Annotated in this window: 18 protein-coding genes; all 18 read right to left on the bottom strand. The window is 46.9% G+C overall.

The window, feature by feature from the left end; all coding sequences use genetic code 11:
* Nucleotides 1-3: 3 nt before the first annotated feature.
* On the bottom strand, nt 4-771 hold the full coding sequence (locus G589_RS0112485) for a Crp/Fnr family transcriptional regulator (protein ID WP_026522381.1): 768 nt from the start codon (nt 769-771) through the stop codon (nt 4-6).
* Nucleotides 764-1,324: an NUDIX hydrolase gene (locus G589_RS0112490; RefSeq protein ID WP_022767979.1), complete on the bottom strand. Its 561-nt coding sequence runs from the start codon at nt 1,322-1,324 to the stop codon at nt 764-766. The genes G589_RS0112485 and G589_RS0112490 overlap by 8 nt, the downstream gene beginning before the upstream one ends.
* A gap of 11 nt (nt 1,325-1,335) precedes the next feature.
* The gene (locus G589_RS19905; protein WP_051192369.1) at nt 1,336-2,490 is read right to left on the bottom strand and encodes a serine hydrolase domain-containing protein; all 1,155 of its coding nucleotides are present in this window, start codon (nt 2,488-2,490) and stop codon (nt 1,336-1,338) included.
* A 27-nt stretch (nt 2,491-2,517) separates the two neighbouring features.
* Entirely contained in the window at nt 2,518-4,311 is a 1,794-nt protein-coding gene (locus G589_RS0112500) for a Na/Pi cotransporter family protein (protein ID WP_022767977.1), read from the bottom strand.
* A 74-nt stretch (nt 4,312-4,385) separates the two neighbouring features.
* Nucleotides 4,386-5,303: a GNAT family N-acetyltransferase gene (locus tag G589_RS0112505; RefSeq protein ID WP_026522382.1), complete on the bottom strand. Its 918-nt coding sequence runs from the start codon at nt 5,301-5,303 to the stop codon at nt 4,386-4,388.
* A 2-nt stretch (nt 5,304-5,305) separates the two neighbouring features.
* Nucleotides 5,306-9,091, bottom strand: a complete 3,786-nt coding sequence (locus tag G589_RS0112510) for a diguanylate cyclase domain-containing protein (RefSeq protein ID WP_026522383.1) — start codon at nt 9,089-9,091, stop codon at nt 5,306-5,308.
* Between the two features lie 350 nt (nt 9,092-9,441).
* Nucleotides 9,442-9,702 carry an HPr family phosphocarrier protein gene (locus G589_RS0112515; protein ID WP_026520016.1) on the bottom strand — a complete coding sequence of 87 codons (261 nt, stop codon included), beginning with the start codon at nt 9,700-9,702 and terminating at the stop codon, nt 9,442-9,444.
* 10 nt (nt 9,703-9,712) lie between these two features.
* The gene (whiA, locus tag G589_RS0112520) at nt 9,713-10,657 is read right to left on the bottom strand and encodes a DNA-binding protein WhiA (RefSeq protein ID WP_026522384.1); all 945 of its coding nucleotides are present in this window, start codon (nt 10,655-10,657) and stop codon (nt 9,713-9,715) included.
* A 3-nt stretch (nt 10,658-10,660) separates the two neighbouring features.
* The gene (gene rapZ / locus G589_RS0112525; protein WP_022767972.1) at nt 10,661-11,530 is read right to left on the bottom strand and encodes an RNase adapter RapZ; all 870 of its coding nucleotides are present in this window, start codon (nt 11,528-11,530) and stop codon (nt 10,661-10,663) included.
* A 24-nt stretch (nt 11,531-11,554) separates the two neighbouring features.
* Nucleotides 11,555-12,469 (bottom strand): UDP-N-acetylmuramate dehydrogenase, encoded by a 915-nt coding sequence (gene murB, locus G589_RS0112530; RefSeq protein ID WP_026522385.1) that lies wholly within the window; start codon nt 12,467-12,469, stop codon nt 11,555-11,557.
* Between the two features lie 18 nt (nt 12,470-12,487).
* On the bottom strand, nt 12,488-13,423 hold the full coding sequence (locus G589_RS0112535) for an ROK family glucokinase (protein ID WP_022767970.1): 936 nt from the start codon (nt 13,421-13,423) through the stop codon (nt 12,488-12,490).
* A 31-nt stretch (nt 13,424-13,454) separates the two neighbouring features.
* The gene (gene hprK, locus G589_RS0112540; protein ID WP_026520013.1) at nt 13,455-14,405 is read right to left on the bottom strand and encodes an HPr(Ser) kinase/phosphatase; all 951 of its coding nucleotides are present in this window, start codon (nt 14,403-14,405) and stop codon (nt 13,455-13,457) included.
* 114 nt (nt 14,406-14,519) lie between these two features.
* Nucleotides 14,520-16,412, bottom strand: coding sequence for an excinuclease ABC subunit UvrC (gene uvrC, locus G589_RS0112545; protein ID WP_026522386.1), 1,893 nt, complete (start codon nt 16,410-16,412; stop codon nt 14,520-14,522).
* Nucleotides 16,413-16,535: 123 nt separating this feature from the next.
* A complete protein-coding gene (locus G589_RS0112550; RefSeq protein ID WP_026520010.1) occupies nt 16,536-16,793 on the bottom strand; it encodes an HPr family phosphocarrier protein in 258 nt (85 codons plus the stop codon).
* Nucleotides 16,794-16,851: 58 nt separating this feature from the next.
* Nucleotides 16,852-18,114 (bottom strand): zinc-binding dehydrogenase, encoded by a 1,263-nt coding sequence (locus G589_RS0112555; protein ID WP_026522387.1) that lies wholly within the window; start codon nt 18,112-18,114, stop codon nt 16,852-16,854.
* Nucleotides 18,114-18,539 carry a PTS sugar transporter subunit IIA gene (locus G589_RS0112560; RefSeq protein ID WP_026522388.1) on the bottom strand — a complete coding sequence of 142 codons (426 nt, stop codon included), beginning with the start codon at nt 18,537-18,539 and terminating at the stop codon, nt 18,114-18,116. Before G589_RS0112560 ends, G589_RS0112555 begins: the two co-directional genes overlap by 1 nt.
* A gap of 13 nt (nt 18,540-18,552) precedes the next feature.
* Nucleotides 18,553-20,589 carry a BglG family transcription antiterminator gene (locus G589_RS0112565; RefSeq protein ID WP_026522389.1) on the bottom strand — a complete coding sequence of 679 codons (2,037 nt, stop codon included), beginning with the start codon at nt 20,587-20,589 and terminating at the stop codon, nt 18,553-18,555.
* Nucleotides 20,590-20,601: 12 nt separating this feature from the next.
* Complete coding sequence (locus G589_RS0112570) at nt 20,602-22,005, bottom strand: PTS mannitol transporter subunit IICB (RefSeq protein WP_022770811.1); 1,404 nt, start codon at nt 22,003-22,005, stop codon at nt 20,602-20,604.
* Nucleotides 22,006-22,192 lie beyond the last annotated feature (187 nt).

Raw genomic sequence — 22,192 nt, forward strand, 5'->3', positions numbered from 1 at the left:
TCCTTACTGAGAAACGTATATCTCCTTAAGTCCATCGCGGTCCAGCACTCTGATCCTTGCGTGTCCGAGCCTCTCAATAAGGCCCTCCCTCTCCATTTCGCGAAGCTTCCTGGAGACGGTCTCGGTACGAAGACTTACGCTGGCTGCGATATCATCGAGCTTTAAAATAACATCGTCGTCGATACTTCTGTCGACTCTGTATAAAAGAAATCCCGCCAGCCTTGCCATCGGGTCCTTAGTTGAAAGAAGCATGTTCCTCTCATTGGCATCATGCAGCTTCTTGCTAAGAAGTATTATGGTGTTCATGGCTGCGTGGGGATCATTGACAACTTTGATGAAATCATCCCTATGTATCTGACAGATGGAAGCATTGGTGAGGCATACAGCAGAATAGGGATAGATACTGCCGTCAAGGAACATGCCTTCCCAGATGATGTCGTGATCTGCAAGAATCGTTACTATCTGCTCCCTTCCGAGGGAGTCGTATCTGCAGAGCTTGACTCTTCCTTTTCGGATAATACATATTGAATCAACAGGCTCGCCCTCCCTGAACAGATAGCTGTTCTTCTTGAGGTTCTCATGGATCGAGTGCTCCATCAGGCTCACCTGGGCATTGACAGGAAGCCCCTCGATAAGGGGCACGCTCTCGGTGCAAAAACCTCCGCATTCCTCGCAGATGTTTAGGCCCGATATTCCTCTCTTGAGTTCTTCACCGCGACTCTTGTCCTTGGCGCGGTAGATTCCGCCTGAACTGCCCATCTCTTTACCCATTTATCCAACAATAGCAATATGCCTGTGTTCTTACTGCAAACGGCTCTGTAGCCAGCAGCTCTTTTACCTCACTCTTTGTGTACCAGCGGGGCTCAATCTCTTCCTGGAAGGATGTGCTCTCGGAAAAAGACCCTCCTGCCACACCTACGCAGCAGGCATTTCTCTCATTTGAAAAACCGATGGCGCTGTAGCACGGTCCCCACCACTGGTCTATCCTTAAGATATCAAGTCCTGTCTCTTCCTTGAGCTCTCTCTTTGCTGCCTGTTCCGGTGTCTCTCCGGGATCGATAAGGCCTGCCGGGAAGTTGTAAACCCATCTTCCTGTGGCCATTCTGAATTCTCTGTTAATGAGGATCTTCTCGCCGGACTCATCATGCATGATGATGGCAACTGCGTCCTCCTTGCGGTTCTGAAGGTCTTCAAAGGTCTTAAGATCAGGGTTTCTGCTGATCATCTCGTAGACCTTCTCGTTTCCGTCCACCATCTTGTAATGAACGTCATAGCGGTTGATGAACCTTCCCTGCTCTTTCTTTTCTATATATTCAAATTCCATTACTTACTCCGTCAACATGCACCGTAAACTATTTGCTTGAGGCCTCTTATGAAGCTGAAGTCACAGCCTCCCTCAATCTGCTGCATGTATATAAATATCAGTTCTTCCTCAGGGTCAACAAAGAAGTATGTTCCGCCCAGTCCGTCCCAGCCAAACTCTCCGACGCTTCCGTTTGAGCAGGCGCTAGCCGGATCTGTGAGGATCCTGAATAAATTGCCATAGTTGCATCCCTTGCAGGATTCGAAATCCAAAGTGCTGAGCTGCTGGGGATTAAGCTGAGGCGATGTCATGAACTCAAAGGTTCTTCTGCCGATGAGCTCCTTGCCGTGGTATGCTCCCTTGTTGAGAAGCATCTGTGCAAAGTGCGCGTAGTCTGCAGCGGTGGAATAAAGACCTGCTCCGCCCCTCTCAAACCATGGGTCCTTACTCGGATTCTCCATCTGAAGGCGTCTTCTTACGTCATCCTCGGCTCTTACAACCTTGCCCTTTTTATCTCTTCTGTAAAGGACTGCTGCCCTGAACTCTTTTCCCTCGTCGATCTTAAAGCCTGTATCCTCCATGTTAAGAGGAGTGAAGATCTCTTTCTTGAAAAACTCAGATAACTTCTTGCCTGTGACAACCTCGATGATGCCACCTAAGATGTCCGCAGAATATCCGTATCTGAAGTACTCGCCGGGCTCAAAGGCAACTCCTGCCTCAGCCAGCTTGTTGCAGATATCGACGCCACTCTTTAAGATCCCTGATTCTCTCTGGGCTCTGGCCTCTTTTACGATCTTGGCCATGAGTCTTTCGGCTTCACCGAACTCTCCCGGCATCACGATACCTGAGGTCATATTTAAAAGATCTTTTACAGTAATGGGGTTTACAGCCTTTCTGATACCTTCGGCAGAAACCACGTTGACACTCTCATACGCCGGAAGATAGTCAGACACCTTGCTCATAAGATCAAGGTCGCCTCTCTCATACAGGATCATGGCAGCCATGGCCGTTACTGGCTTGGTCATGCTGAAGATCTTGTAGATGCTGTCCTCCCTGTCGGGCTCGTAGTGGTTTTCGTAAACTCTTTTACCTTTGTGCTCAACGATTATCTTGGCGCCCTGAAGTGCGCCTGCCTGTCTTTGTTTCTCTATAAGTGTATCAAGCCTGTTCAGCTTTCTGATGTTCATAACACAATTATCCCCGGTAAATATTTCTTAGTATTTAACTGAAGGAAGCAGATACTTTCTCTGATAGAAGTCGACTGCCTTCTCGAATTCTTCGCCCTTGTCGGCCTTGAGGTGCTCGATGTACTCGTGAGCATCGTAAGCGTCCTCATCAACCTCAATAAGACCAACTGCGATATTACTGCAGTGATCGGCGATACGCTCAAAGTCCGTGCTGATATCCGTGAGGTCAAAGCCCTGCTCGATGGTGCACTTACCTTTTCGAAGTCTCCTGATATGTCTTCTCTTAACCTCCATGTTGATGCCGTCAATGGTCTCCTCAAGTGGTTCGATCATCTTGGCAAGGTCAACATCCTGAGCCTCGAAAGCTCTGACGGAGAGGTCAACGATCTCTTTTACCGCATTGGAGAAGATCTCCATCTCGGACTGTGCCTTTGGAGTAAACTCTCTCTTAGACTCGCTCATGCCTCTGGCCTTCTGCATGATGTTGAGGGCATGGTCACTGATACGCTCGTAGTCAGTGATGCAGTGCAAAAGAACTGACAGAGTATGCGAGTCTTTTACACCGAGGTGATGAGCGTTGATCTGCATGAGGTATGTTCCCAGCTGATCCTCGTAGGTATCGACCTTTCTCTCAAGGTAATCGACATTCTGAGCCTTCTCTTCCTCAAAGTTATCAATAAGTCCGATAGCCTCGTAAAGAGCATCCTTGCACATGTTAGCCATGGCAATTGCTGCTATCCTTGCCTGCTCAAGAGCAAAGGGCGGGTTTGAAAGGAAGCGTGGATCCAGTGTGCGGATACCTTCCTGCTCCTCCTGCTCCTTCTTTTCCTTCTCGTCGATAGGAATGGTCTTCAGTGCCATGTTTACAAGAAGATTTGAGAATGGCAGCATAAGCGGAGTTGCCACAAGGTTAACCAGCGTGTGGATTCCGGCGATTCCTACCATTCCGATATCATTGTCCATGAACGCGAAGTTCACGATGGAATGTATCAGATAGAACAGGATCATGAAGGTTGTTGCCTTGATAAGGTTGAAGTACAGATGCATAAGAGCTGTTCTCTTACCGTTCTTGTTAGCTCCAAGAGATGAGAGAATAGCTGTGATACAGGTACCTACTTCCGCACCAACTACAACAGGGATAGCCATGCTGTACTTGACCTTGACGGATAGTGATAACGCCTGCAGTACACCGATGGTTCCGGCTGAAGACTGGATGGTCATGGTGAAGAGGATACCAACAAGGAATCCGATGATGGGATTACTGAAGCTTGTAAGTACTCTCTTGAAGCCGTCTACATCCTTAAGAGGTGAAACTGCGTCAGACATGGTGCTCATTCCGAACATAAGAACCGAGAAGCCAAGAAGAATTGTTCCGATATTTTTCTTCTTATCATTCTTGGAAAACATGTAAAGCGCAATACCGATAAGCGCCAGGAAGGGCGTAAAGGACTTGGGCTTTAACAGATTGATTATAAAGTTTTCACTGCTGATTGCGTTTAATGAAAGAAGCCATGCAGTAAAGGTTGTACCGAGATTGGCACCCAGAATAACATTAACTGCCTGCTTAAGAGTCATTATCCCCGAATTAACAAGACCAACTACCATGACGGTAGATGCTGATGAAGACTGAACCAGCGCCGTAACGCCCACACCAAAGAGGTATGCGATTACCTTGTGCTCAGTCACTTTTGCAAGCACGCTCTCGAGCTTGCCTCCTGCGGCTTTTGTGAGTCCGCCACTCATTACATTCATTCCGTAAAGGAACATTGCAAGACCACCGACCAGGCCTGCGATTAGACTAAATACTTCCAGTGAGCTCATTTTCTCCTACCATTAATTATTCTTTATCCATTTTTCTACGTTTACAGCTATATCTTACAGGATTAAGCTAAAAATTACCATAAAAATATCATTCTCACATACTTGCCGAACTTGGATTCGCTAAGAGAAACTCTTTTTCCGTCGTTGTAACCGTCGCCGTAGATGTTCTCCTCGACGTCCACATCCTCTGTCTTTTTAAATCCAAGTCTCTCGCAAATGTGGATGGATACTTCATTCTCAGCTTTGACAAGAGTCTGCACCTTATCAAACTGGAGGACATTTCTTCCATATTCCATGATGGCTCTTAGAGCTTCCATGCAGTAGCCCTGTCTCTGGAACTCTTTTCCTACGAGGAACCCCAACTCCGGTTCATCAAATCCGTTTCTTACGGAATACCCTGCCCTGCCTATAACGCGGTTATCTTCCTTCCTGACAATAGTCCACACGCCAAAGCCCAAGAGGCCATAGACCTTCTCAATGTAATCCTTCTGATATCTTTTTTCATCTTCAGGATCATCGAAGAGCCCCTCCATGTACCGCGTCATCTCAGGGTCGCTGTAGATCTTGTAGAACTCATCTACGTCTCTGACCGTGGTCTCACGGATAATGAGCCTGTCAGTCTCAAGTACTGTCCATGGCTCGCCTGCATACCTCTGATAGACCTTTACGAATGAATCAATATCAACTTCTTCTATATCGGAAAAGACATATTTAAGTCCCGGAAAAGACTTCCCGGCTTCACCCTCATGTAAAAGCCCAACGCAGAAGTACCCTTCCTCCGACAGCTCTTTTGCCAAAAGAGGGTCATCTGTCAGAACCAGCATCTCCTGCCGATTTTCGGACATGGAAAGTGGCAGCGGATCCTTTCCATCTGCCACGTAAACACTGTATCCATTTTCTTGTATGTAGGCTGCAGTCTCTTTTACAGCCTCCTTAAAACTCTCATCCTCAGGGCCATCTCCCCCAAGGACGAATGCTATGGTCTTAAGCAATCTTAAAGCATCTCCTTCTCGTAAGTTACTTTAAATCCTTCGTTCTTCGAATTATCGTTCCACTTATTTATAATTCTGTCGGCTATCTTGCCGGCGATCTCCTGACTGACATCAGAGAGGAGCACAATGACTCTGTTGCCACTGTCGTTGCCGTAAACATCAACGTTGCGCAGGTTTTCCATGAGAGTATCAAGGAACAGCTCCATGATCTCGGGAGTTACCTGAGCCCCTTCAGGACCAAGGATGGTAAAGTGCACCAGCGCGGAATTGAGGATTTCATTGTCGCCGTATCTGACAAGAAGCCTGTAAATATCCTGCATTCGCTCGCGCTCGACGCGATATGGCTTATCGGACTTGCCTCTCTCTCCAAGAATTGCCTTAAGCTCCGAGATGCCGGTTATATTCGAATCATCCCCAACCATTGCCACGATCTCTTCGTAGAGCTTGCAGCCGTGCTTGCCTGCGTTCTTGACGGAATAAAGCGCTCTGTCCGCTCTTCTGAAGAGCTCATCATACTCAATCTGACTTCCTGCAGAAACAGATACACCACCGACAGAAACGCCCAGAGGGATGCTCATGTCATCGCCCATGTGCTTCCTTGCCGACTCCAGGATAGCTTCGTTGAGGAACTTTGTCTTTATCTCCATCTGCTCCGGAGTTGTATCCGCATAGAATGCGAGGAATTCGTCACCACCGATTCTGCAGAGCACATCTTTATTATCAGCGCTTCGCCGCAGGATCTCGGCAAGGTCGATCAGCATACGGTCACCCATATCGTGTCCGTAGATATCATTTACCGGCTTGAAGCTGTCAAGGTCGAGAATAGCCAGGATACCGTTGCGCTTACCAAGTACATCCTTGAGAGCTTCTGCCGCTCCCCTCTTATTCAAAAGACCTGTCAGAGGATCCTTGGATGCTTCCTGCTCAAGACGCTGGATGCTGTTCATATCCTGTACCAGTGACGCTATTGCCCATCCGATGTAAGCAACCAGTAAAAAGCTTACCACAAACAGATAGATCCTGAAATACTCTCGCTCGTAGAGCTGAGATTCTTTGACCACCGGGAATATCTCTTCTCTGATAACGTGCTTGCCTGCCGTATCAAGAACCTGCACATGAAGCCTGTAATTGCCGTACGGGAGGTTTGTATAGGTCAGGGACTGCATGTTTCTCTGATAGCAGGTGACACCTTCGTCCTCAGTGCCCTCCAGGAAAATGTGGAGAAGCGGATTGGAAAGAGCATAGTTCATCACCGCAACATCAAAGACAATACGTCCTGACATCGCAGGAATTCTGTAAACGCCGTTTACCGGCTCTATCGGCTCTTCTCCGGCAAGTATCTCCGAAACCCTGATCTGATACTTGTTGTTAAAAGAGTCATAGTCTGAAGTGGAGACTTTTCTTACACCATCTGTACATGGAAGGTAGAGATTGTCTCCTTTGAGCGAATAGAACCCGTTTGCTGTAATAGAAGTGCTAAGTCCCCTTGTTCTGTTAAGAAGCATGTATTTGTTTGCTTTATTTGCCAGAAGGTCCCTCTCGTCTAGCACAAATATACCGGCGCTGGAGAGTACCCATGCCTTCTTGTTTTCATCTATAAATACGTCGTAGTTATTGCTGTAAGGGAAGGAATCCAGCGGCTTTATTTCAGCGCCGTTGTTGTAATAAATGGCGTTACTGGTCACATAAAGATATCCGCCTCTGCATGGTGTGATCTTCATGACAACCTGTGACTTAAGACCGTCCTCAGCGCCAATGGTATCTACCACTCTGAAATTCCTGATGACAAATATTCCGCCGCCGTCAGATCCTGCATAGATGGTTCCGTCAGCTTCCTCAACAATGCACAGCACCGATGCCGTGATACCGTCATCCTCGCCGAGCTTTTTGAAAATGCGCTCGTTCCTGATAAAGTTCAGGCCGGTGGTTGAAAGCGCAACAATAGTGCCATCGGATAGCTCGTAGGTACTTCTGTACTTCTCGCCTTCTGTTCCGTCATACTTCCGGTTATACGAGTTTATTGTCTTATCCGGGTGCATCACAACAAGACCCGCCGGGCCGTATGTGCTAAACCAGAGGTTATCATTTCTGTCAGCCATGACACAGCGGATTCGTACATCCCTCAAAACTTCCGGGTGAGGAATAGGCACGGAATAGAAGGTCTTAAGATCGATCGTCTTAAGGCCTGAGCCGGTTCCGGCGTAGAGAACACCGTCTTTTACAAGAACGCTGTTTACAACTTCGTTCTCAAGATTTGCCTTGGAATAGATATCCTCGAAAGGATTCCAGGAGAACTTCTTGATACCCTGTTTGTTGGAAGCAAACCATACATTGTCCTGATAATCCACAAAGATATCAACGATGGAGGTGTTGAAGTTCGAGGTTGAAAGATCTGTCACAACACCTGTATCCGATATAAATCCCAGGCCGTTCTCGCAAGCTATGAAATATCCTTTGAAGGACTTGGAATAAAGAATGTCATTGAAGTAGGTCAGCTTGCCGGCTAGGTGCTTGGACATGATATCCGTCATGCCATCCTTGATGTAGAGCCTACCGGTCATGTTGTTGCTGTTTCCTATTATATAGTTGCCCTCTTCTTCCTTGGTAATATCCGTGTAATTACCCGCAAGGACATAGATTATCTTCTTATCTCTGAAGATCATAAGGCTTCCGTCACTTCTGACGCCCGCCACAGTATCTCCGCTGGAGCTCAGTTTACTGACACCATAAAAGCTCTTTGCCGTAAAGACTTCAATCTCACCCTTTTGGTCTATCTTGCAGAGCTGCTTGATAGTAGCAACATAAATGTTGCCCTCCGAATCCTCACATATCGCTCTTATAGCATCGGAAGAAAGGCCTCTTCCTGTATCGAAGAACTCTATCTCACCGGTATCAACATCATAGCAGCCGACACCACTGTCATTGGTTCCGATCCAGAGCCTTCCCTTGGAATCCACAAACAGTACCATAACGTTCTTGATTCTCTCGTCTATGGCAAAAGACCTGAACCTGTAGCCATCGTATCTGTACAATCCGGAGAAGGATCCTACCCACATGTAGCCATCCTTAGTCTGAGCAATTGCGTTTATCTCAACGGACTCAAGTCCGCTCTCCGTGTCATAGAGAGTTCCTGCGTACTCTGACTCGAAATCTACAGCGTAGGACTTAACGGGATAAAGCATAAGAGGGGCTATCACTGACAGAGCAAGTAATGCGCCAAAGGCCTTAGCTGCCGTTCTGTGACTTTTGCTCACAAGGCCTATCAGCTTCATGAGACAAAAGGCTATGATAAAGCTCACCACCTTATCCGGAATATCAACAAAGGCTTCGCCCAAAAATGAGTTGAGAGCCTGGACCTGAATATCGCTGGAGAGCATGTCCATAAAGCTGTCGCCCCAGGCATTTCCGGTCTTTCCGTCATAAATGATGATGTTAAGAGGAGTTGATATGACTGCAGAGAGAATTCCGGTCATAACCATGGTGGATATGGCCTTGAAGACATTTCTTTTTTTTCTGGGATAAAAGACTCCTACGCAGACACCGATGGCTATTGACACAGCCATGTACGGCAAAGATACCGGATCCGCAAAGGATATGATGGCATTAAGAAGCAAACCACAGACTGCACCGGCAATAGGTCCCAGTACAACTGCAGCAAGGATTGTTCCAATCGAATCAAACCAGAAAGGAATTTCATAGCCCGAGGCTATAGTCCTTCCCAGCAGGTTTAGACCGACGCATATGACGATAACAAACCAACCTACCCATGATTTAAGTTTATTATTCATGTTATCCTCAAAATTGATGGCACAATCAAACAAAACGCAGCTAAATATAGATATGCGTATTCACAATAATTTTATCACTATTTCGAACGTTTTCCCAACGGTTAATTGTGAAATATCTATTAAAAAAACGTCAAACAATCGGCACGTATGCGCGATCTTTGACGTTTACAATTTGTTAACAATTAATTAAAAGAATAGTTACTTCAAATCATCTTTTAGACACATTAGCTTGTTAATATAATATTGTCAGATGAGTTAAGACAATACCAAACAAAAACTTTTTCATAATATGCCAGGTAAGGAAGCTTACCTGGCATCCTCCCTTTTATAGGGCTTTTTTATTTATAGGATTATTTCTGTGATCCCTGAAGGAACTTCTCAAGATCTGCAACTGCAGACTCCTCATCACTTCCCTCTGCAATAACCGTAACCTCCTCACCGGAAGCAAGATTAAGTGTCATCATTCCCATGATGCTCTTTGCGTTCACCTTCTTGGACTGAGCCTCGATGTGAACAGTGCTGTCATACTTACTTGCAAGCTGTACAAGTTCCGCAACAGGTCTTGCCTCAAGTCCTCTTGGGAGCTTAATTTCGATAGATTTTGTGATCATAATATCCTCCTTAAGATCTCAACTTGTCCGCCAGCTCTGAGAGCTTGCGAAGCCTGTGGTTAACTCCTGACTTACCCACGGGCGGGTCGAGAAATTTACCAAGTTCCAACAACGTTGCATCAGGATGCTCAAGTCTGACCTCTGCCATTTCCTTAAGTCCTTCCTGAAGTTTACCAAAACCATAATGGTCTCTGATATAGGTTATATCTTCTACCTGCTTGGTAGCAGCATTAACTGTCTTGGTGATATTGGCCACCTCACAGTTTACCTTCCTGTTGATGGAGTTCCTCATCTCCTTGAGAATCCTAAGGTTCTCAAGATTCATCAGACTGACCGGCGCCTCCATTATATTCAGAAGATCCACGATTCCAGATCCCTCTTTTATATAGAGAACGTAGTACTTCTTGCGCTGTACTATCCTGGCCTCAATGTCAAAGCTCAGGGTCATGTCAGCCAGTTGCTGCGCCAACTCCGGAGTGCTGCATACATACTCCAGATGATACCCTTTATTGGGGTCGCTGATAGAGCCGATGCACAAGAATGCGTCTCTCAGAAATGCCCTCTTGCAGCAGGAATTTCTGGTGACCATCTCGCTCACTTTAGCACCTGTTTCTCTCAGGTTTCCATTCTGATCCATCAGCCTGATCGCCATTAAAACGGATTCCACATCATGCTCTGAGTCAAGGACAGGGCGGTAGATTCGGCCTCCTGCCTTAACATCGGGAATCCCCTCTAAAATGCTAGTAACTATATTAAATGCTTTTCTTAATAATGTAAAGAACTTTCTAAGCACCTGCGCGTTGTCCGCCTGCAGGTAAAGCACCGTATTTCCTGCCTTATCGGCTTCCACATGGCCTATGCAGGTAACGATGGCCGAGATTTCAGCCAGCTGACAATGCCTGGATGATGCGATGCGCTTTGAGAGTTCCTCTTTTACCTCCGAGGAAAAAGACATATCTCACCTTGCCTGTTTAACGTCCCTATGAGACAGATTAAGTCCGTAGTTACCGCCGGATGCCTTTAGTCTCTCGTAAACCTCATTGGCGATGGTAACACTTCTGTGCTGACCGCCGGTGCAGCCAATAGCTACCACCAGCTGATACTTGCCCTCCTGAACATATCCCGGGATAAGGAAGTTAAGCATATCTACGAGCTTGTCCACAAATTCGCCGCAGGCAGGGAAGCTCTTAACATAGTCCTGAACAGGCTTGTCGTTACCTGTCAGGTGCTTGAGCTCATCGATGTAATAAGGATTTGGCAGGAACCTTACGTCAAAAACAAGGTCTGCATCTGTGGGGATTCCGTGCTTAAATCCAAAGCTCATAACGTTGACCATCAGGGAGTTGTACTCCTTGTTCTCAACGAAGATCCTGTCCAGCTCCTTCTTGAGCTCTCTGGTAAGAAGGTTTGAAGAGTCGATGACATAATCAGCCTTCTTCTTGATCTCCGCAAGGACTTCTCTCTCCTTGGCAATTCCGTCCTCGAGCCTGTCTCCGGCTGCATTCATAGGATGGATCCTTCTGGTCTCTTTGTACCTTTTTATGAGCACCTGGTCTGAAGCATCCATAAAAAGGATCTCAACAGGAATTCCTCTTTCCCTCATGGAATCTATGATTCCGGTCACGCCCTCAAAGCTCTGACCGGCTCTTGCATCAACGCCGAGGACAACTTTTGTTATTTCGCTGTTGGGAGCAGAAATAAGCTCCGTGAACTTTCCAATAAGAGATACCGGAAGATTGTCAACGCAGTAAAATCCTGCGTCTTCAAGCATATTTATAGCAGTGGCTTTTCCTCCGCCGCTCATACCTGTTACAATTACAAATCTCATTTTTCAGGTCCTTTCAATACCTCTTTATTCAAAGTCTCCAACCAGGATAACTTCCGGCTCAAGGCTTACGCCCGAGTCCTCGAGTACTCTCTTTTGTACTTCTTTTATAAGTATGTATATATCTGCAGCCGTGGCCTGTCCCTTGTTGATGACAAAGCCGCAGTGCTTCTCAGAGACTGCTGCATCTCCCACGCTAAATCCCCTAAGACCCGCATCCTCTATGAGTTTGCCGGCAAAGTAGCCTTCAGGTCTCTTGAATGTTGAGCCTGCGCTTGGATACTCAAGGGGCTGTTTTTCTTTTCTCTTAAGTGCCAACTCCGTCATAAGGTCTGTTATCTCTTTTTCATCACCCTTTTTTAACTGCAAAAGAGCTGACAGAACAACGTAGCCTTCTCTCTTTAATGCACTGGTCCTGTAGCCAAAATCGCAGGTTTCTGCCGGCAGCTCTTTTACCTCTCCGGCAGGAGTAATGGCTCTTACAGACACTGTGATCTGCTTCATCTCTCCGCCGTAAGCTCCGGCGTTCATGATCATTGCTCCGCCTATGGTTCCGGGAATTCCGGCAGCAAACTCAAAGCCTGCAAGTGCGTTTTCTTTGGCAAAAGAGGCTATCCTGGAATTTAGTGCACCGGCCTGTGCGCGGATGGCTGTATCGCCCTCAAGGCTTATCTCCGAGAGGTTCTCAAGACTTATGACAGCGCCGTCATAGCCCTTGTCGGAAACCAGGAGATTGCTGCCGTTGCCAAGGAGCATAAAGGGTGCCGATTTGTCTTTTAACAGGGCGATAGCCTTTATGAGCTCTTCCTCGGACTGTGGGCGCAAAAATAAGGTGGCAGGCCCACCACATCGAAATGTAGTGTGCCTGCTCATGGGTTCATTTATTAATGTATTTTCTTTTGAAACAATCTGACTTAAAGCTTCTATTACTTCTGTGTTCACTATATGTCCTCAACAAGATCAATCGATAACGAGCTTGGCTGCTCCGAATACACCTGCGTCATTTCCAAGCTTGGCAAGTGCGAACTTGGCGTCTGCACAGCCCGGGAATACGTACTTCTTGAAGCTTGGCATAAGGAGGTCAAAGAGCATGTCGCCGGCCTTTGAAACGCCGCCGCCGAGAACGATGATCTCAGGGTTTGTAACTGAAGCAACTGCTGCGATACCCTTTCCGAGGTAGTAGCCGTACTGCTCAGCAGCCTTCTTGGCAAGAGCGTCGCCTGACTTGGCTGCATCGAAGATGTCTCTGCACTCGAAGTCTTTGCCGCGAAGAACGCTGTCTTCTGTAGTGGAAGCAAGGAGTCTCTTGGCAAGTCTTACTGCACCTGTTGCGCTGGCATACATCTCAAAGCATCCGTGATTTCCGCATCCGCAGGTCTCGGGCTCATCATCAACAAGATGAAGGTGTCCGATCTCTCCGCCTGATCCCTTGGCACCGTTTAAGATCTTGCCGTCAACGATGATTCCGCCGCCGACACCGGTTCCGAGAGTAACAAGGAGCATGTTGGGATAGCCCTGTCCGCCGCCCTTCCAGGCTTCGCCGAGAGCTGCAACGTTAGCATCGTTACCTGCCTTAACAGGGAGTTTGAGCTTTGAGTGAAGCTCGTTTACAACATTTACCTTCTCCCATCCGAGGTTAACTGCCTGATGGCACATACCATCTGAATTAACTGCGCCGGGTACGCCGACACCTGCACCTACAACCTGTGTGTCCTCGATGTTCTTCTCTTTCATCTTGGCTCTGATGGACTCTGCGATATCGGGAATGATATTGATTCCATGGTCCTCTGTTCTTGTGGGGATCTCCCAGAAATCCACCTTCTCACCGGTCTCTGTAAGGAGTCCGATCTTAACTGTTGTTCCTCCAACGTCTGCGCCAAATACGTATCTTGCCATTTTTATTCCTCCGATTTTTTAATAGGGTTTATCATTCGTCGTCGTCGTCATCCTCTGACCTTCTTCTGGCCAGGGAGTTCTGTACTCTGTTGTAAAGCTCCTGAGCTGCGTTGTAACCCATTGCCTTCTGTCTGTGGTTAACCGCTGCTGACTCACAGATGACAGCCAGGTTTCTGCCGGGACGGATAGGGATCCTGTGGCAGACAACCTTGTTTCCGAGGTACTCTGTGTACTCCTCTTCAAGGCCGAGTCTGTCGTACTCTTTGTCTTTATCCCAGTCCTCAAGCTTGATCACAAGGTCGATGTTCTGGGTCTCCTTTACACTTGATACACCGTAAAGGGTCTTTACATCAATGATTCCGACACCGCGCATCTCGATGAAGTGCTTGGTGATGTCGGGAGCTGAGCCGATGAGGGTCTCTTCACTTACTCTTCTGATCTCGACAACGTCATCGGATACAAGACGATGTCCTCTCTTAATCAGCTCGATGGCTGTCTCGGACTTACCGATTCCGCTCTCACCTGTGATAAGAACGCCGACGCCAAAGACATCCACCAAAACGCCATGGATTGAAATGCATGGAGCAAGCTTAACATTGAGCCATCTGATGATCTCTGCCATGAATGCAGATGTTGATTTCTTGGTAATAAGTACCGGTACTCTCTCTTCAAGAGCTATCTTTACAAAAAGAGGATCCGGAGCAAGCTCTCTACAGAAAACTACTGCCGGGATGTCAAAGGATAAGAACTCCCTGTACATCTTCTCCTTGTCTTTCTCAGGAAAATTCTCCATATAGGTGTACTCAACGAAACCAATTACCTGAAGTCTTGTGGCTTCGAAGTGCTCGAAATATCCTGCCAGCTGCAGCGCCGGTCTGTTGATATCCGGCTGAGTGATCCTGATCTTCTTGGCATCGATCTCAGGTGTCAGGTTCTCGAGCTTCATTTTTTCAATGATGGTTTTAAGACTTACACTCGACATGCTATCCTCCTAGCAATATTATTGATAATCTGTGAGTTATTATATATTAATCACACGGAATTTGCATCCTTTTGTAATGAGTCAATCTGAAACGTCCCCGGTGACTCAAAGGAGTCAAAGAGAACCGTCCCCGGTGACTCCTTCGGTGTGGAAGAAGTCGTAGATCTGCTGGGCGGTACTGAGAGGGATCTCGGGTACGGCGCTGAGGTCTTCCACTGAAGCCTGTCGGATATCCTCGATAGATTTGAAGGCCTTCATGAGGGCCTTGCGCCTTGCAGGACCGATGCCCGGGATGTCGTCTAAAGAGCTCTTGACCTGGGCCTTGCTGCGAAGGGATCTGTGATACTCGATGGCGAAACGGTGAGCTTCGTCCTGGATCCTGGTGATGAGCTTAAATCCTTCGGATCTGGTGTCGATGGGAAGCTCTACATTATTATAGTAGAGACCCCTTGTCCTGTGGTTGTCATCCTTGACCATTCCGCAGACGGGAATGGTGATGCCAAGCTCCTCAAGGACCTGAAGACAGATGTTGACCTGTCCGCGTCCGCCGTCCATAAGGATAAGATCCGGAAACTTGGTAAAGCTTCCGTACTGAGCGTCAATGTCCCTGACCTCCAGGTCGTGGCGCTCCTCTATTCCGTGAAGGAGTCTTCTGGTCAGAACCTCCTTCATGCATGCATAATCATCAGGACCTGCAACGGTCTTGATCCTGAACTTACGATAATCACTCTTCTTGGGCTTGCCCTTTTCATAGACAACCATGGAACCTACATTGGCAAAACCACTGATATTGGAAATATCGTAGGCCTCCATCCTGGTCAGCCCCTTGATGCCGAGCAGACTCTCAATCTCCTTGACCGCGCCGATGGTCCTGCCTTCCTCGCGCTTGATCCTCTCCTTGTCCTTGGAGAGAACCAGCTCTGCGTTCTGGGCAGCGAGCTCCATGAGCTTCTCCTTCTGACCGCGCTCAGGCACGGTAATATACACACGGCTTCCCTTTCTCTGGGTCAGCCACTTCTCGATGATGTCCATGTCCTCGATCTCATCGGGAAGCAAAAGCTGCCTCGGAATAAACGGAGTTCCGGCATAGAACTGCTTGACGAAATTTCCAAGAATCTCCTCCTTGGGCGTATCCGAAACATGCGTCATGTAGAAGTGCTCGCGCCCTATAAGCCTTCCATCCCTGACAAAGAACACCTGAACAACGGCGTCTTTATCATCCGCCGCAATCGCTACTATATCTTTATCCTCCATGGAGGAATCAGTCATCTTCTGCTTCTGGGCCACCACCTTTACCGAGGCGATAAGGTCCCTGTATCTTGCTGCATTCTCGAAATCAAGCTCCTCGGAAGCAGCCTCCATCTTCTCCTGAAGATCCTTCAGGATCACAGAATAATTGCCATTAAGGAAGTCCAGCGCCTTGTCGATCCTCTCGCGATACTCTTCCTTGGTCACATGCCCGTTGCAAGGTCCGCAGCACTGCTTCATATGATAATTAAGACAAGGTCTCTCAAGCCCTATGTCCCTCGGCAGTACGCGATTGCAGGTCCTGAGCCCATACAGCTTATTTATCAGTTCAATCGTATCCTTGACCGCCGCAGCACTGGTAAAAGGCCCGAAGTACCTTGACTTGTCCTTCTTCATGAGGCGGGAAAAGAGAATTCGCGGATAATCTTCTGCAACGGTCACCTTTATATAAGGATAAGTCTTGTCATCCTTAAGAAGCGTATTGTACCTCGGACAATGCTCCTTAATAAGGTTGTTCTCCAGAACCAGAGCCTCGAGCTCCGAGTCCGTAACAATATATTCAAACCTCGCGATCTGCTTAACCATGCGGTCGATCTGAGGTCCGCGTCCAATATTTGCACGAAAATAAGACCTGACACGGTTGTGCAGGTTTATGGCTTTTCCGACATACATGATGGTATCGTTCTCATCACGCATGATATAAACTCCCGGGTTCTTCGGGAGCTTTTTTAACTCTTCCTGAATATCAAAGTTTCCCATATCCAACTAAATAATAACATAAACACGCCATTAAGGCACCGACGAAGTGTGAGGAAGTCGGTGCCTTAATGATTTGTTAAAGAGGAAAAAAAGGATACTATTAGAGGGTGAGGCCTGTTGGCATCAAAGATTATCCTGCAGATATCTCAAAAGAGCTGCTTCTGCCCTTTCTTCGTCCTCGCCGTCGCAGGTGATGGTGATAGTCTCTCCGCATTTAATGCCAAGAGACATAACGCCAAACAGATGCTTAAGGTCAACGCTGCTGCCGTTCCCCTGCGCTGTAATGCTGCAGTTAAACGTGCCGGCGAGTTTTATGAGACCTCCTGCCGGAAGTGCATGGATCCCCTCGGGGTCTTTTACAGTATAATCAAATACCTTCATATAAAGCCTCCTGCATGCACATCCGATCCGGGATGCCATAAATCACGTTACTAAAAAATTAAATCTCTACTCCAAAGTGATCGAAAAGAATCTTTTCAGCTTCAGGATTCCAAAGTCCCTGGTGAGCCTTGCAGCTCTCATTAAGCTTTGCAAAGAGAGGATCGCTCTCCCCAAGCTTCTCAAAATCATCAATTGCTGTAAGAGGCATATCGATCTGAGTATAGATCAGCTTCTTACCTCCGGGAATTCCGGGCAGATTGCAGGTAGTCTCTGCTGCTGCGTCAAGTCCTCCGATATGAGTAACCATAACTGAAGGATTGATATCTCCCTTGGCAGCAAGCTGAAGAGCCTCTAAGAGGTCATCATTGTTTCCGCCTGTTGTACCCAGAATATGAGTGCTTGTATAGTGAGCATTATAAAGGTTGATGTCAGCCTTGAACTGGTTGTCTGTAGGACCTGCAAAGAAGTTCATGCAGCCATCAAACGCCATAAGTCTGTCGCCCATCTCAGCAACGCTTCTTACAGGAACATAAACGAATACGTCGTCATATCCGTGTCCCTCTGTGATGTCCATAAGCTTCTGCTCAGCATCATCACCTGACGCATTAAAGTATATAAGCTCGATGCCTTTCTCTTTTGCAAACTCAGGGCTGATAACCTGTGCTGCCCTTGCAAGCTTGGCATCATCAAGATCTGTTACTACGATTCTCTTAGGTTTGTTCTCGAAACGAAGGCCATAGCTTACAGCGCCCAGACCCATAGGTCCGCAGCCACCCATGATAAGGATGTTTCCGCCCTCTTTGGTTCCCATAGCGTGGTTGTAATTCTGCTTGTTGGTGTGGTAGTTTGCATGATATCCACCGATAATGCAGCTCATAGGCTCTCCGAGAGATGCCTGGTAGAAGCTCTCGCCGTTGTATGGAAGAAGCGCATCCAGCTCCATTACTTCGTGAGGCATGATGCAGTAAGTAGCATCTCCGCCACAGAAACGATATGAATATCCGGGAGAATCAAGCTTGCCCTGGTAGTTAAGTGCAGGCTGAAGTGCCCACTTATCGCCTACCTTGTACTTGTCCTTCCACTTATCGCCAACTTCAACGATAACACCTGAGCACTCATGTCCTGTGATAATAGGATTTACATCGATATCCTGAGGTGCTCTCTTATGCTTCTTGCCCTGCTTGGCAAGCTTATATGTTGACATGCAGATGCTGTCACTGATTACCTTAACAAGTATCTCATCGTCTTTGATCTCGGGGAGCTCGAACTCCTCAAGTCTAAGATCCATTTCTCCGTACATTCTAACTGCTCTGGTTTTCATTATTCCTCTCCTTCAAAAAGCTCACTGATTTCCTGTTCACTCATGGTCAAAACCTTCTCAACACCTGCCCTGTCGCAGAATGTCATTGCGATCTTCTGAAGCACATCAAGGTGCTCATCTCCAACCGCCGCAATCCCGATAACAACCTTAACCTTCTCGGGAGCGCCCCAGTCCTGGCCCTCAGGAAATGTCATAAGTACAAGTCCTGTCTTTAAAATATGTTTCTTAGCTTCCTCAATACCATGAGGTATTGCTACCTCATTCCCAATATATGTATTAAACACCTTCTCTTTATCCAGCATTGCCTGAGTATAATACTCATTTGTATACCCCTGTGATGCAAAGATATCTCCGATTCTTCTTATGATATCTTCCTTTTCACCGCTTGCCTGATTTATAAAGATATTCTTAGTTTCCAGTATCATGTGTACCTCCGGTTTAAAACGCGCCTAACTGTTCACTAAAATAGGCCCTTAGTATCTCCTGTAGCTTGTCCTGAATGCCTTCTTCATCTCCCCCTTTGAGAACCGCAAGAAACTTCTCGTCCTCAATGATGGCTCCGGACACCCGTCCAAGCATCTCAGCATTCTGCTGCCTGTGCTCATCTATCGGCATTGTCATGCAGAGCACTGCCTTAATGCCATTTAGCTTTGGATCTGTAAAAGAGCTTTCTCCTCCCAGTCCCGCTGTTATTATCTGACACTCTTTTACCGCCTTTGACCTGCAGTGGAAAAGAGCTATCCCAATCTCCGGAAAGAGCTGGCTCATAACCTGTTCTCTTGCGATGATGTCCGCCGCAAGTACCGCTGCTGCCCTTGGTGTGTCAGTAATATCTGTAGCCAAAAGTTTGATCAGTGATTCAAGGGTCGTATCTTTTGAAACTATCAGGTGATGATACCTTCTGATAACACCTTTCACCCTTGTAATAACGTTGTTGATCTCATCAAGCTGCCTTGTGAAGTCATTGTTTTCCTGCCTTGCCGGCATTGATGCATATTCGTCTATCTTAACGCTGATCTGCAAAACATCTCTGTTTGTGATCAGGGGACTAACCTGGCAATAGTCAACGCCCAGGTCATCCACATTTATACTTGATATAAAAAAGTCTGTTCTGGATACGGTATGCTGTGTGATCTCATCCACACCGTATGCCTTTAGCACGATGTCCCAGTCCGAGAAGTGACTCTTTAGCTTGGCCATCATCAGCTGCGCTACCCCAAATCCGCTGGCACAGATGACACCTATTGTTACCGTGCGCTTCTTGCGCTTTCTTGAGTCGATCCTCTCTTTTGCTGCTCCAAAGTGCATTGCGAGGTAGCCGATCTCGGCCTCGTTAGCAACAAGACCTGTCTTTTCCCCAATTACCTCTGCTGCCTTTTCGCATTTTTCAAACACCTCCGGATACTCCTGCTTTATCTGCAAAAGCAGCGGATTGCTGATGGTCATGTCGTTCTTCATCCTGTAAAGAGCCGGCTCAAGATGTACCATAAGGCCTCTGATGAAGTCATCATCAACCTTAAGTTCCCTTGCCAGTTCCGGATCAAAGACATCTATCATGCCATCGATTATTACCATAAGTTCATCGGTATTAATGCCGCTCTCGCCGATGGTTTCGCTGGTGTAATTAAGTTTTGCTCCGTTTATATGAAGCAGTATGTTGTTAACTTCCGATTCCGGAATCTCAATGGAGAACTCATTCTCAAGTGCCGTTGCGATATTCTTGGCGATGTCATACCCCTTGTCAAATCTTGCATCGTAGGTCTGCTCATCCACAAGCTCGCCCTGGCTTATTCTCTCAACAGCAACTGCAAGGTGGACCAAAAGTCCCACAAATGCATCGTTGGTCAAAAGATTCAGATACGGCTCTTCAAGTTTTTCCAAAACCGATTCCACTTCAGAGAGTATCTCTTCATTCATAAGAAGATAGATATTATCTCCCTCTGCAATGACTTTTTTGCTCTTCATGTTCTCAGTGACGTAGCGCTGCATCGCTATTCGATAGCTCTTTTCACTTCCTGAGAGCATGATCCCGTAGCCGGGTTTTCTTATGATATCCAGGTGGCACTCGCTTGCCCATTCACTGATGGCTTCAAGGTCCGTGCTGATGGTAGCTTCGCTCACTCCGAACATATCGCTGTAGTAAAAGAGCTTTTGAGGCTCGCGATTTCTAAGAAGTTCAAGCTTAAGCAGATTCCTTCTCTGATCCTTGTCGGATATCACCTGTTCTTTGCGGGCTTTTACGATCTTTAGAAGCTCGGCCTTTTTGCTTTCGTCGCCGACTATCAAAGATCCTTCGCCCTTTTTTCTTACAAGGGTCAGATCATAGCTCTTTAAAATACTCGAGATGTAATCCGCTTCCCTTAAAATAGTGCGCTTGCTTACACCCAGAGCATCAGCGACTTCCGAATCTGTCGCCGACTGCTCTGCTTCCAACAAATATATTAAGATTTGTCTAATGCGAGGTGTAAGTTCCATTTAGTCTCCGTCTTATGCTCTGAGTTCCTCAGCGAGCTGATCATACTCAGGAGCAGACATGAAGTTGCTGATTGTTATCAGTCTTGCGTTAGGAGCGCTCTTCTTTGCTCTTGCTGCAAGATCCTGATGAGTTACTACTATCTGAGTTCCCTCAGGAATCTCAGAAACTGAAGCATGTGTTACTTCAATATCTCTTCTTCCGACATCAGCGAGTTTCTTTCTGAGTACTGTTGCACCCATTGCTGATGATCCCATTCCTGCATCGCAGGCAAATACGATGTGCTTAACATCTGCTGCTGCAGTGTTTACAAGTGTGTCAGCTACTGTCTGTACTTCGCTTGCTGCAACACCCTTTGACTCAGCCTTCATCTCTTTCATCTGGTTTGTTGACTCCTCAAGAGACTGCTTTGCATTTGAAAGCTTGATGATAGGAGCTGCGATAACAAATGAAACAGCTGCTGCAACTACTACTGAGAGAAGAACCATGAAGGTTGATCCCTTAGGTGCCATTCCAACATAAGCAAAGATTGATCCGGGTGATGGAGGTCCTGCAAGACCAAGCTTAAATGCTGTGTTGAAGATCATGGCTGCTACTGATCCACCGATTGTAGCAAGGAGAAGAAGTGGATTCATAAGTACATATGGGAAGTAGATCTCGTGGATACCACCAAGGAGATGAACTATAAGTGCTCCGGGAGCTGAATCCTTTGTTACCTTATCCTTAGCAAAGAGCCAGTAAGCTACAAGTACGCCTGTACCTGCACCGGGGTTTGTCTCGATCATGTAGAAGATTGACTTTCCGGCCTGGCTAACCTGCTCTGCTCCAAGAGGAGTGAAGATACCGTGGTTAATAGCGTTGTTAAGGAAAAGAACCTTAGCAGGCTCAACAAATATTGAAACAAGAGGCAGAATGCTGTGGCTTACAAGGAAGTCTACACCACCGTTAAGAACTGCAAGTACTCCGCCCATGAAAGGTCCGATTACATAGAATCCAACGATTGCAAGTAAAAGACCAAGGATTCCGATTGAGAAGTTGTTGACAAGCATCTCAAATCCTGAAGGGATCTTACCCTCGATTGCCTTGTCGAACTTCTTGATAACCCATCCGGCAAGAGGTCCGGCGATCATTGCGCCCATGAACATAACGTAATCTGTTCCGCAGATAACACCGACTGCCATGATGGCACCCATAACTGCTCCCCTTTGTCCTCCGACCATCTTACCACCCTGATAAGCTATAAGCAGAGGCAGTACATATTTGATCATCGGGTCAACCATTGAACTGAGCTGTTCATTAGGAAGCCAACCGGTTGCTATAAATAATGCGGTCAAAAGACCCCAAGCAATAAACGCGCCGATATTCGGCATGACCATTCCACTTAGGAAACGGCCGAAGCTTTGTATTTTTTCTTTCATTTGGATTTCCCCTTCCAACCTATGCGATAGGTACGTCCCGACACGTCTGCCGGTATTTCAAGTGTATAATCCGAACGCATTCGTTTGTTGTAAGGTCATTATATTTGTACGCAATTTAATTTTCAATTCATACATCTTTAACTTTGTCACGTGGAGAAAGTGACAAGTCCTTAAGAGTCAAAAAATG

Source organism: Butyrivibrio sp. VCB2001 (assembly GCF_000423965.1).
Taxonomy (GTDB): domain Bacteria; phylum Bacillota; class Clostridia; order Lachnospirales; family Lachnospiraceae; genus Butyrivibrio.